At 52.7% G+C, this 13,042-nt stretch carries 9 protein-coding genes; 4 read left to right on the top strand and 5 right to left on the bottom strand.

The window, feature by feature from the left end; genetic code table 11:
* The 3 genes from C2U68_RS11915 to C2U68_RS11925 all read left to right on the top strand — a co-directional run.
* Positions 1 to 399 (top strand): hypothetical protein (locus tag C2U68_RS11915; protein ID WP_222101902.1); only part of this gene is annotated, 399 nt, incomplete at its 5' end.
* 413 nt (positions 400 to 812) lie between these two features.
* Positions 813 to 1,487 carry a glycine-rich domain-containing protein gene (locus C2U68_RS11920; protein ID WP_140912707.1) on the top strand — a complete coding sequence of 225 codons (675 nt, stop codon included), beginning with the start codon at positions 813 to 815 and terminating at the stop codon, positions 1,485 to 1,487.
* A 200-nt stretch (positions 1,488 to 1,687) separates the two neighbouring features.
* Positions 1,688 to 2,260, top strand: a complete 573-nt coding sequence (locus C2U68_RS11925) for a hypothetical protein (protein WP_140912708.1) — start codon at positions 1,688 to 1,690, stop codon at positions 2,258 to 2,260.
* A gap of 744 nt (positions 2,261 to 3,004) precedes the next feature.
* Here C2U68_RS11925 and C2U68_RS11930 read toward each other — a convergent pair.
* From C2U68_RS11930 to C2U68_RS11950, 5 genes are all read right to left on the bottom strand, one after another.
* Positions 3,005 to 3,331, bottom strand: a complete 327-nt coding sequence (locus C2U68_RS11930; protein WP_140912709.1) for a hypothetical protein — start codon at positions 3,329 to 3,331, stop codon at positions 3,005 to 3,007.
* Between the two features lie 308 nt (positions 3,332 to 3,639).
* Complete coding sequence (locus C2U68_RS11935; protein WP_140912710.1) at positions 3,640 to 4,167, bottom strand: hypothetical protein; 528 nt, start codon at positions 4,165 to 4,167, stop codon at positions 3,640 to 3,642.
* Entirely contained in the window at positions 4,161 to 5,420 is a 1,260-nt protein-coding gene (locus C2U68_RS11940; RefSeq protein WP_140912711.1) for an RHS repeat domain-containing protein, read from the bottom strand. The genes C2U68_RS11935 and C2U68_RS11940 overlap by 7 nt, the downstream gene beginning before the upstream one ends.
* Before the next feature lie 118 nt (positions 5,421 to 5,538).
* On the bottom strand, positions 5,539 to 5,982 hold the full coding sequence (locus C2U68_RS11945; RefSeq protein WP_140912712.1) for a hypothetical protein: 444 nt from the start codon (positions 5,980 to 5,982) through the stop codon (positions 5,539 to 5,541).
* A 9-nt stretch (positions 5,983 to 5,991) separates the two neighbouring features.
* Positions 5,992 to 10,080, bottom strand: coding sequence for an RHS repeat-associated core domain-containing protein (locus tag C2U68_RS11950; protein ID WP_313901412.1), 4,089 nt, complete (start codon positions 10,078 to 10,080; stop codon positions 5,992 to 5,994).
* A 952-nt stretch (positions 10,081 to 11,032) separates the two neighbouring features.
* On the opposite strand from C2U68_RS11950, the gene C2U68_RS11955 reads away from it, so the two are divergent.
* On the top strand, positions 11,033 to 12,982 hold the full coding sequence (locus C2U68_RS11955) for a serine/threonine protein kinase (RefSeq protein ID WP_140912714.1): 1,950 nt from the start codon (positions 11,033 to 11,035) through the stop codon (positions 12,980 to 12,982).
* Positions 12,983 to 13,042: the final 60 nt, after the last annotated feature.

The following is a 13,042-nucleotide window of genomic DNA, read 5'->3' on the forward strand; positions in this document are numbered from 1 at the left end:
CGAATGGAGCCACTTCTGAGAGCTTCCGTCCGCACCGAACTTATCGCAGTGCAATTTTTAGCGGCTCCCTTATCCATTCAAACCTGCCAAATCGCGCTGAAGATGAATACGCCCCAGCCGAACCGATACCGCATCTTATGGCGGCTTTTTCTGCTAGCAGCGGTACTGCCGAACCTATTGGAAATGCTGCTGATTTTCGGCGCGCCGCTACCATTCGGTTTTGTCGTTCTGGTGATGCTGTCGTTTTACTACCTACCGGTTGCAGCGATTTTCGGCGACACCCTGTTTTTGACCGAAACGGTAGTGGCTCCACACGGTATACCGGGCCTGTTAGCATCTTTTGCGGTGTACTCGGCTCCGTTTTTGGTTTGGCTGCCAATACTGTCGCGGAAACGCTAATCCGGACCGTAGGGCGTTTTCGCGATAGCAAAACGCGGGTGGTTTTAAAGTTTTGGCGGATTGTTGCTACCGCTCCGAATCCGCCTTACGAACACGCACCTTGCAATTCATCCGCCTTACGGCCATCAGGATGCTCTAGACCTGACCCTGTTCTGCTTCTGTTCTACTCCATCACCTAGCGACTTCGTGCCAATACCAACAGTTGCAGGATTAACTGATACCCGCTTAGCAATCGATACGCTTTAACCAGGAAAAAACCGGTATTTCGACACCGCTCGCCTGTCATTCGGCACTTGCCGCAGACATATACCGGATTTTGTTCAATGATTAACCCGACATGATTTATTAGCGATCAATCCAAACACCTTGATAGTGGATGATTAGTGCATTTGAAGCGTAACAATGGAGGAAGAATGGTGAATTTTTGGGGTTATCAAATTGACAGCAGATTACTGTTTTGGACGTTAATCGGTTTGACTGTTGCTATTATCATTAAAATCAGTCTAAAAAAATCAAGACAATTGGAATATATCAGAAATTACGAGTTTAATCCGAATATTCAGAATCGGCTAAGTAAAAAATATCCAGACCTTACTGATAACCAGATAAGTCAGGTTTTACAAGGATTACAAAACTATTTCGCAATCTATCATAAAACCGGACGCAAAATTGTAGCAATACCTTCTCTGATTGCAGATGATGCTTGGTGCGAGTTTACCTTGCTCACTCGCTCTTACTGGCAATTTTGCCGAAATGCATTCGGCCGTTTTTTGCACCATACGCCTATCAAAATCATGATCGCGACCAATCATGCGAATATTGGAATAAAAGATGCCTGGCGATTGGCTTGCATACAAGAACAAATCAATCCCCAAAATCCGGTTGCATTGCCATCGTTGTTTCAGCTCGACGTACAACTCGGCATTCAGGATGGCTTTGTCTATCGCCTCAGTAGCCCCTTGGACAAGAAGGCTCGCTGCAATTGTGAGAACAGCTTTATCTACAACTTGTATTGCGAATATGCAGACAAACAATACTGCATTGAAGATATAGGGCGTGCATGTAAAGGCGAATGCATTGGCTGTTAAGCTAAAGTTGGGCCAAACAGGGTGCAGTCAGCGAGGCGGCTTAATTAAATTGCCAGAAATGATTCCGGGCTTAAAAAATTCAATTCAAGATTGTGACCATGTCTCGAATAAATCGTAGGTATTTGATTTTGCCATGCATAGTGTTTCTACCCGCTTGCACCATCAAAGGTTATCGCGGCCCGGAGTTAACCGATAATCAAGTGGCTACTATCGCACTTAAAGCACCCGCTATCTCTCGAGTGCCATTGTTTTGGATATTTCCGTTGAATATGTTGACTTGGTTTTCCGAAGATTGGTTTGCTACCTCATGGGGTCCAAATATTTCTGTTGAAAATATTAGTAGGGATAATTCGTGGTGGAAGCCAACAACTGCATTCTTGGATCGCTTTACAACTATTAAGGTATTACCTGGAGAGCAGAGTCTAAAAACCACGCAGTCCGCTATTCTTCATAAAGAACAAAACGGCAACACCAGCTATTCATATGGTTACTGCTCCTGTACAGAGAAAGAGGTAGATAAAAAGAAAAAGACTGTCTGTGAACAAACGAATACTAGCACGACACCGTATCGAGTGACGGCGCAAGACCGTGTATGCAGGCTGAGCTTCACCGCTTCGGCCGGTCGACAATATGAAGCTTATATCAGAGATAACCTTATAATGCTGCAAAACTCCGTAGACCAGCACATCGATAAATCGGACTGCTATTGGGGTACGCCCTATACCTACGAAACCACCGAAAGCATTAGTAGTACTAGCAGTTGTTCCAAATAAAAAATATTCCATTTATGAAGCCAAATATCAAAGCTAAATTTTCAATTGATAAGGATTTGGAGGCGACTGTCGGTAGTAAATATCTCTCCGGCAAGGCCGGGGGCTTTATGAAGTGATCCCGACGAAAAGGTGTCAGGTCTGGAAATATAGCAAAACCTTTCAAGGACGCTTAATTTCTAAACCTGAGCCCGCTCTGTTGTACGCTGTAAGGCCGTAAGTCAAATAAATAACTCAATTTACTCGCGATTTAAACTAATACCGTCAAACCGAAAACCGGATTGAAAACCATTATTCAGATTGCCTAACCATCGACTTGGACGAAGCCGCATTACAACCATCATCACCGCACCACCATTGATCACCGCAACCGCTAACTAAAAACGCAACTAACACCAATAAAATAGTTTTGCTTGATTTCATGACAACACTCCGCTGCTTCAAATTATGATTTTGGTTTACAAACGAAATAGTAAGTTTCCATGCTAAACGTGAAAGTCAAGCATTAAAACAGTGATAACAAATACATCAGCCATAGTACGGATACTCGTGACTGAAAAATCCGGTCGGTAAAACATCAAACACGTTTGATGAACTCATCGCGGTTGGCCGGAAGGCAATAGCTACTGCTTCGATCAATAGGCATATAAGTTTTAAACTAAAAAAGATCGACAGCAGGAGAGCGAAATCAGCCACAACTTTGATTGTAAAAAGGGGGGCATAAAAAGGGAGTCAGATCTAGAAATACTAGACCTGACCCCATTCTGTTTTGAGGCTGGGCGTGCCGGCGTTTTCGGCCAGTAGCTGGCTGCCGGCGTAGGCGAAGGTTTGCAACGGTTTGCCCGGCCGGGTTTTGCCGACCCGGCGGCCGAAGGCGTCGTAGGCGTAGCCGGCCAGTATGCTAGTGCCGCTATTGATCTGCACCAGACGTTGGTCCGCGGCGTACAGGTAATCGACCGGCGTGCTGAGCACATTCCAGAACGACGATTTCAGTTCGGTTTGCGAGCGGTCGATTGCGCCGCGGGCATCGCTCCGGAAGTGGTTGAGTTGTTGGCCGGTCGCAGGGCTGCCCATCACCGTCCCCAACAATTGCTGGCTGTCCGGATCGTACCGGTAATCCGCCGTGCCGCCGCTAGAGCTGGATTGCTGGGTACGGTTACCGACCGCATCGTATTGGTAATTTTGATTTTGCAGCGGATTGGCATGGCTCAGAGCGGTTAGTTCGCCGACGGCGTCGTAGGTGCAAGTTTGTCGGATAAGAAACAGGTACGCGATGCGTGGCCTACTTGGCTTTCAAGGATGCTTAATTGCTAGACCTGACCCCGCTCTGCTCCCAAATATCACCATTCGGCGGACCCGCAGTGCGTTCCGACTTAAAGCCTTTAATGCCATTTAATAGGCCCAATACACGAATTACTTGTTATTTTGGCATTAGAAAAGACCTCTGAAAATGGATTGCTATGCTTTTTGTGTTTCAGTTTTAACGCCCTGTATATATTTTGTTCATTTTCTTCCGCACTCCAAATATACCCATAAGTATCTGGAATAAGCACCTTATTATTATCTATTTTGACGCCAAAAAATATTGAGTCATGGAGATTCGAATTATCAAAAGCTGCCTCGTAATCTAAAAACCAAGTACAAAGCAATAATTTATCGTTTTTCAGAATATTTCCCCGATAAACTTTTATAACTTCGACTTCCATTATACCTATGGAAAGAGTATCCCCATCAGCAAAAACCAATCCATTCTTGATTGCTTTTTCCCGTAAAACACGACCTCTAAAAATTGTGTCCGCATCGACTGCCACTCGATTTAGCACTTCCTGACCAGACTCATTTGGGTGCGTTCTTGCCTGAATAAGCATTGAATTAACAAGCAGTAGCACAAAAAGAAATAGCTTTACCATAAATAAATATTGTTATAAAAGTCTTCATAATTTTCATAGGCAGCTCCAGGTAGCTCCGGATAATTTTTCCTAAAAGTTGCCGGATTGACAGGAGTTTTACCAAATAAACCATATTCAAATATAAAAGCATTATCCTCTCTATAATTAAAAGGAGGGGAATGGGAAACTTCATGCCCAATTGTGTTTTCTAGTGATCCACATTGTTTATTGTTAAAGGCCTTAATTAGGTAGATAGTGTTGCCGTAGTTTATTCCGCAATCATTCTTTGTCTTAGGAAGCTTTGGAGGAAATGAACAATCAAACGTAGTGTTATCTAACACTTGAGAAAACGCATTGCCAGCACCTCCAATATTTGATTTTTCCTGTGCTATTGGACACGCTTTGTCAACTTGTTCTCTATGTTTCTGTTGGCAATTTGAACTAAATTCATACAATCCTAACGGATCCACCGCATTGACCGGGTTATTTCCCACATAGGCATAGGTATTAATCCCCCCCGCCAACCCAATCGGGTCCGATTGCAGATAGCGGCCGAGTTCGGGCGAGTAGTAACGGGCCATATTGTAGTGCAGGCCGGATTCGGCGTCGAAGTACTGGCCGGGGAAGCGCAGGTTTTGGCTGATGGCGGCTGTGGTGGTCTGCATCAGGCCGAAGGGTTGGAGTTGGGCGGCCCAGACGGTTTGCCCGGCGGCATTGCTGGCTTTCAGCGGCACGCCCAGCGGGTGGTTGTGAAAGTAGTAGATCGGGCTATTGGCGGCGCTGCCGTCGATGCGAGCCAGCGGTTGGCCGTCCAGGTAGGCGTAGTGGCTGGGCGTGCCGGCGTTTTCGGCCAGTAGCTGGCTGCCGGCGTAGGCGAAGGTTTGCAACGGCCTGCCCGGCCAGGTTTTGCCGATCCGGTGACCAAAGGCGTCGTAGGCGTAACTGGCCAGCGGGCCGCCGCCGCTATTGATCTGCACCAGGCGTTGGTCCGGGGCGTACAGGTAATCGACCGGCCTGCTGAACACATTCCGGATGGACGATTTAAACTCTGCCTGCGAGCGGTCGATTGCGCCGCGGGCGTCGCTCCGGAAGTGGTTGAGTTGTTGGCCGGTCGCTGGGCTGCCCATCACCGTCCCCAACAATTGCTGGCTGCCCGGATCGTACCGGTAATCCGCTGTGCCGCCGCCAGGGCTGGATTGCTGGGTACGGTTACCGACCGCATCGTATTGGTAATTTTGATTTTGCAGCGAATTGGCGTGGCTCAGAGCGGGCAATTCGCCGACGGCGTCGTAGGTGTAAGTTTGTCGGATAAGAAACAGGTACCCGATGCGTACCCTACCCGGCTTTCAAGGACGCTTAATTGCTAGACCTGACCCCGTTCATTATATGAAATTAGAACGGATGGTAATATGAGAAAACAAATTGACCAGATTGTCGCAAGCCTTTGCTTTCAAAGACACATTTAGCCTTTGTTTCAATCAAGCCATTACCTGCGACTGTAAAATATATCTCTCTCCGATCTATAAAAGATTTATGAACAAAGTTAAGAGCTTCTTCATTATCCTCTTTTGATGGATGAGTTGTTTGAATAAATGGCAGCCATGAATACCAAGGGACGTATTGATATTTTAATTTTATATCAAGCTGTTGGCATCCACCAAACACTTGTTGATTATCGTGCTGCCCCTGTACACCTATAGTATAAACCCCGCTCAACTCAGAAAAAGCAGTAACTCTTACAATTGAATAATCATCTCCACCGGCAATAGCATTATTGTTGCAAAAAATTAAATTTACTAACTGAAACAAAGCTATAGTACATATTTTTTTAGTCATATTAGGTTGTTATTTAATTGTCAATGTACCGTACGAAGTAATGTCTTCTGTTGGGTTCCACGGATAAGGTCCAGATCTATAAGGAATAGCTGTTGTGGAAGTATTGCTTATTAAATTATTTATTTGATCCCACTGACTGTAACCGCTGCTACCATAGCTATTAGATGAATTAACAGTTACACATCCGTAACTTAGCCTTCCTGGATGCAATCTGGCTCCGCTTCGTTGCACACCATTTTCATAGAAATAATCATCTATTCTATTATCCTGCCTTAATAAACCGTACCACTGATAGTGAGCAACACTAAAATTCGGGTTGTCTGTTATGTAATAGGTTCCAGCAGGTGCTGGAAGGAAAGGAGCGGTATTTGTTTGCGTGACAAATCCGTATGGTTGATTAGCATAACCGCCAGTAAATGCATTAGCAGTTACACTCGCGCCCGTATCTTGGTCAGTAACCGTAAGCGTATTGGTGTTTGTATCAAGTACCGCGTCAACTAAAAGTCCGCGCCTATCAGTGTACCTCAGCGGATTATTCCGAACATAGGCATAAGTATTAATCCCCCCCGCCAACCCAATCGGGTCCGATTGCAGATAGCGGCCGAGTTCGGGCGAATAATAACGGGCCATATTGTAGTGCAGGCCGGATTCGGCGTCGAAGTACTGGCCGGGGAAGCGCAGGTTTTGGCTGATGGCGTTCGTGGTGGTCTGCATCAGGCCGAAGGGTTGGAGTTGGGCAGCCCAGGCGGTTTGCCCGGCGGCGTTGCTGGCTTTCAGCGGCACGCCCAGCGGGTGGTTGTGAAAGTAGTAGATCGGGCTGTTGGCGGCGCTGCCGTCGATCCGAGCCAGCGGTTGGCCGTCCAGGTAGGCGTAGTGGCTGGGCGTGCCGGCGTTTTCGGCCAGTAGCTGGCTACCGGCGTAGGCGAAAGTTTGCAACGGCTTGCCCGGCCGGGTTTTGCCGACCCGGCGCCCGAAGGCGTCGTAGGCGTAGCCGGCCAGCATGCTAGTGCCGCTATTGATCTGCACTAGGCGTTGGTCCGCGGCGTACAGGTAATCGACCGGCGTGCTGAGCACATTCCAGAACGACGATTTCAGTTCGGTTTGCGAGCGGTCGATTGCGCCGCGGGCGTCGCTCCGGAAGTGGTTGAGTTGTTGGCCGGTCGCAGGGCTGCCCATCACCGTCCCCAACAATTGCTGGCTGTCCGGATCGTACCGGTAATCCGCCGTGCCGCCGCCAGGGCTGGATTGCTGGGTACGGTTACCCACCGCATCGTATTGGTAATTTTGATTTTGCAGTGGATTGGCGTGGCTCAGAGCGGTTAGTTCGCCGACGGCGTCGTAGGTGTAAGTTTGTCGGGCCAGACTGGCGGTTTCGTCGTTGCTCAAGGTCATGTTACCCAGGCTGTCGTAGCCGTATTGCTGGCGAAACAGGTTGCCGGCGGTCTGCCGGGTCAGGCGGTAATCCAGGTCGTATTGGCGAATGTCGTTGAGGCCGTTGCCGTAGGTCAGGCCGGCGACCGGGCCGAACGGCAGGTGGACGATCTTGTCCGCCAGCAGCCGGGTGGTGGTGGTGGTGCCGGATACGGTGTCGGCGACTTGCAGGCGCCGGACTTGTCCGGCGGCGTCGTATTGGTATTGCAGGCGGCGGCCGCTGGCGGGCTGGGTGTGGACGACGCGGTCGTCGGCATCGTAGCCGAAAGCCAAATCGCTGAGTACGGTGCCATTGGATGGTTTGCGTACCGCGCTGCCGAGCAGGTTGCCGCGCAGGTCGAATTGGTAGCGGGTAGCGATATCGCCGCGGCGGGCGTCGGTCAACCGGCCTTGCTGACCGGCAATATTGCCGGCAGTGCCGTCGTAACCGAATTCGGCGTCGGCTTCGCTGCCGGGATAATCGATACCCAGCAGACGGTTGAGGGCGGTGATGTTGGCGGCGTCGGTGGTTTGAGTCAGGTTGCCGGCGGCGTCGTAGGCGTATTGAGTCGCGCCGGTGTTGGGGCTGTCGACGCGGGTCAGGTCGCCCAGGCCGTTGTAGGTGTATCCGGTGTTGTGACCGGCAGCGTCGGTGACTTGGGTCAGGCGGTCCTGAGCGTCGTAATAATAGTCGGTCTGGCCGTTCAAGGCGTCGGTGGTGCGGATCAGCCGGTCCAGGCTGTCGTATTGGCGCTGGCTGACGTGGCCGGCGGCATCGGTGGTTTGAGTCAGATTGCCGTTGGCGTCGTAGGCGTAGCTCGTAGTTTGGTTGTAGGCGCCGATGTCTTGTTGCAGGCGGGACAAGGCGTCGAATACCCGGCTGCGGGTTTTGACGACGGTGCCGCTGCTATCGAGAATCTCTTCTTTGGTCCGATTGCCGATGGCGTCCAGCGTGTAATGAATCCGCCCGCCCAAGGCGTCGGTAATGTCGGTCAGGCGGTGGGCGGCGTCGTAGGTGTAGCGGAAAAACACGCCGCTGGGCCGGGTGACTTTAGTCAAATTGCCGGCAGGATCGTAGTCGTAGCGGGTAATGTTGCCGCCGACATTTTTTTGGGTCAGCCGGCCGCGGGCGTCGTAAGCGAAGCTGATCACCAGGCCGTTGGCTGCGGTCAGGCCGAGCGGACGGCCGTTGGCGTCGTAGGCGGTAAAGGTGGTGGTGTGGCCCAGGGCATTGCTGATCTGCCACAGGTCGCCGATATGGTGGGTGGACGCGGTATCGGTGTAATAGCGGTAGGTGGTGACGTCGCTAACGTCGGTCCGCGGGCCGTCGGCGGTCAGAATTTGGCCGAGGCTGTTGTAGGTGTAACTCCAACTGCGGCTTTGTTGGCTCGCGGTATCGGTGACGGTCTTGCGCAGCAGGTTGCCGCCGGTGTCGTAACTGAAGCTTGTGCGGCGGCCGGCTTCGTCGATTTGAGTCGGCAGCCGGTAGCTGGCGTGCCACTGGGTACTGACTTTGCGGATGCTGCTGCCCGCGGTTGGGTTGTACGCCGCTAAATTGGCGGGACAACCGGAACCGGCCGGCAAGCCTTCCAGGCGCACGGTTTCCAGGTTGCGGCTCAGGTCGTAAGCGTAGCAGCTGAGGTTGCCGTTGAAGTCGGTTTGGCTGGCAAGGTTGCCGTTGGCGTCGTAGCTACGGGTTTGGGTCGCCGTACCGCCGCCGGTCGCGCCGGGCTGACGAAGGCCGGTGAGTTTCAAGACGTTCAGCACGTTTTGGAAGGTGTAATGCCGAGCCGTACTCAAGCTGTCAGTGACATCCGTACTGTTGTCGCTGTTGTAGACCAGGCTCACTTGCTCGGCACCGCCGGCATGCTGCGACAGATTGGCCCGGCCTTGGCTGTCGTAACTCCAGGTGGCGAAGCGGGCGCCGTTTTCGTCGGTGATGCCGGTCAGCGCATGCGGGAAAGTGGTATTTTCGTAATGGTAGCGGCGAATACTGCCGTCCTGGTAGGTGGCTTGGCTCAGGTTGCCCTGGCTGTCGTATTGGTACTGGCTGAACAATCCGTCAGGAAAGGTCGCGCGGGCGATACGGTTGGCGCTGTCGTAGCTCAACTGCAGAGTATGGCCGAACGGCCCGGTGACGCTACTGAGCCGTTGCGAGGCGTCGTAGGCAAATGCGGTAACGCGGCCGTTGGTTTCGGTACGCGATTGGATACGGCCGCCGTTGTCGTAACGCTCGACAGTGCCGGCGGCATCGGTCAGCGTGTAACCGCCGCCGTCCTGGGTCAGACGCAAACGACTGTCGGCATCGCCGCTCCAGGTGCCGTTGGTCAGCGTAAACCATTCGGCACGGCCATCGGCTTGGTGGATAAAAATTTTGCCCGTCAAAATTTCCAGACTGGGCGAATATTGGTCACTCCAGCCGTATCCCAAGACCCCGTTTACGTTCCAGGCTCCGCTGTTGTAGTAACGGGCAAAACGCAAACCGGTGGCAGTGCTTTCGAAGTCGGTTTCGGATTGGTATTTGTTGCCGGTCGAGACGTCGCAGGGGTTGCCTACTCCGTTACAGGTTTGCCCTAGGGTTTTGGGAGGGAATTGGTAAATGGTGACACAACTACGGCTGCCTGGGATCAGCTCAGTCGAGCCATAAGGGCATTGAAAACTGCAGGTATTGGTACTTGAGTTGTAAATTGCTCCCGCGGGACATTGGCAGGTATCGGTCTAGAAATCGAAAGTCCGTGGTGCAATACAGGTTGGTTGGACAGTTGAGTAGTAATAGCCATTGGAAGAGACAACTGCGCCGTTCACGCAATGTGCGTAGGCCCTTATTATCCGGGGATTGGAGGGTAATCCCCCTTCCAAGCCCAAGGTGCAAGTACCATTCCAAGACGAGGAGTATGCGTTGTACCAGCATAATGCATCAGGTGAACCGTAGCCCGGAGTATTAGCACAGTTATACAAAGCTTCTGCAGGCCCAGCAAAAGCGAATTTGATCGGTATCCACAAAATTAGAAGGAGCAGATAGCGCAGACGTCCGTCGTTGTTGCTGAAATTATTATTTTTGAAATCGCAATTCACATCCGGCTTCCTATGAAATTTAGGTAACTTAGCGACAGTCCGTTCTGGATTAGTTTACGTTCTGCTAATTCTCGGTTCATTTAAGCGCTGACGCACAACCCTAACGCAAAAACATAGCCGCCCGACTTGATATTTCAATCGTTGTCTTGGTGAATTTCTCCGTTTCAATCGAATTTGTTAGCAAATTGCCAACTAACTCTCACTGTGTCACTGCAGCCGGATGGGAAAGTTTCGATTCTGGAAGGCGTTGCGCGCCCGAGTTCGGTTTTATGCCAGGATAGAAGAGGGGATGAATACTCTCAGCCACAACGTAGAGAGGCCAACCTTTATCTACCCTATCAGGATGCGCCAGCCAATAATGATTCCAGTCCCGCTGCTACTTCTCGGAAATCCCGATGATTTCCAGTAATCAACCTGGCCAAACATAACCGCAATCCGAACCAGCCATCTCTAAAACCGAACCCGCCGATCAATCCAGCAAAAATCCGCATTTTGCCGACCATTACGAAACGCCGCCAATCCGGCCGCCTATACTTGGCAGGTCTCAATTTTGCGAAGCGCAACCATGGCTCCGGAAGACGATATTACCCGTATGCTGCCGCTGGACGACGTCACCATCATCAAGTCGCGTCCGCAGCGCCGGACCTCGGACGACGTTCCGGAGGCTGAAGATCATTACGGCGGCGATTATGCGTTGCGCGGCGCGGTCGGTGCCGGCGGCGTCGGCCGGGTGTTACTGGGTTTCGACCAGCGCATCGGCCGGGAAGTGGCGATCAAGGAAATGCTGGATCAGGCCGCCAACGAAGACATGGCCTTGAATGCGCGCTTTCTGCGCGAAGCCCGTATTACCGGCCGGCTGGAGCATCCGAGCATCGTCCCGGTCTACGACCTGGGCGTCAAACAAAGCGGCGCGCCGTATTACGTGATGCGGCTGGTGCGCGGCGATACGCTGGCCAAGGCCCTGAAAGAATGCAACAACGAGCCGTTGGCCGAACACGCCTTATCCAAACGCCTGGCCCTGCTCGACCGGGTGATCGACGTCTGCGAGGCCCTGGCCTACGCCCATTCCAAAGGCGTCGTGCACCGCGACCTCAAACCCGGCAATATCGTGTTGGGGCCGTTCGGCGAGACCATCGTGCTGGACTGGGGCCTGGCCAAAGTGGAAAACGAAGCGGAAACGCCGCTGCCGGCGTCGCACCCGCAACACTACGACGCCGATCTGACCCAATTCGGCGACATTCTCGGCACGCCGGCCTATATGGCGCCGGAGCAGGCCGATCCGGAGTTTGGCGAGATCGATGCCCGCTCCGACGTGTTCGCCCTCGGCTGCATCCTTTACTACCTGCTGAACGGCCGGCCGCCGCTGCAAGGCAATGCCGACCAAATCATGTCGCAATTGGTCTCGGCGGCGTCGATGCCGGACGCCCGCAATCCGAAACTGGCCGCTCCGGCCGAATTGATCGCGATTTGCAACAAGGCGCTGTCCAAACGCCAAAGCCTGCGCTTTAAAGACGCCGGCGCGCTGGCCGAAGAGTTGCGAGCCTTCCGCGACGGCCGTCTGGTCAACGCCTATGCCTATACCCGCGGCGAATTGCTACGCCGCTTCATCGCCCGCAACAAACTCGCGCTGTCAGCCAGCGCCGCGGTGTTGGTTTCGATCCTGGCCGGCGCCGGATTGGCTTTTAAATTCGGGGTCGAAGCGCATCAAGCCCGGCAAGTAGCTGAAGCCGAGGGCGAGCTTGCCAAACAACAGCAGCAACGCGCCGAGCAAGCGCTGGCCGACGTGACCCGCATTTCCAACGCCAACCTGAGCAGCGCCGACGCGATTGCCACCAAAATCGGCGCCGAATTGGAAAACACTCAGGCCGGCTTGGTGCAAACCGCCGCGCAGTTCAAATCCGCCGCCGAACTGGCCGGCGCGGGGCCGTTACTCGAAAGCTTGTTGGCGCAATTGCCGCGCCTGACCAGCGTAGCCGCAACCCGCGCGCCGGGTACCATCGTCGCAGTAGCGCCGGCCAAATATCGGCAAGCGATCGGCAGCGATACTTCGCAACTGGAGCACAACCGGCAGGTATTGCAAACCGGCGAACCGGCCCTCAGTCGAGTCTATCCGGCACCGGAAGGCTATCAGGCCATCACCTTGGTGGCCCCTGTCAGAATCGGCAACACGCTAGCCGGCTTCGTTTCCGGACGCTTTAAAGCCGCCGAGTTATTGGGTGAGTTATTGGCACCGGAACTGCAACTGCCGGGCCGAACCATCTGGGTGATAGAGGACGACGGCTTGATTTTGTTCGATACCGACCGCGACGAAATCGGCCTGAATCTGTTCCGCGAGGAACGCTACGCCGAGTTGCCGGAATTGCGCGAACTGGCCGAACATATCGCCGCCCAGGATGCCGGCGTCGGTTACTACCAGAATCCGGCTGCATACAGCGGCCGCCGTATTGGCTCATGGGTCAGCCTGAGACCGGTCGCCAACCGGGAATGGAAAGTCGTGGTGCTGGAAGCGTGGTAAACCAAACCAGAAACCGCGAGCGCACCGCGTACGGACCCACTATACTAAGCGCGATTCGCT

This window comes from Methylomonas koyamae, assembly GCF_006483455.1.
Lineage (GTDB): Bacteria > Pseudomonadota > Gammaproteobacteria > Methylococcales > Methylomonadaceae > Methylomonas > Methylomonas koyamae_B.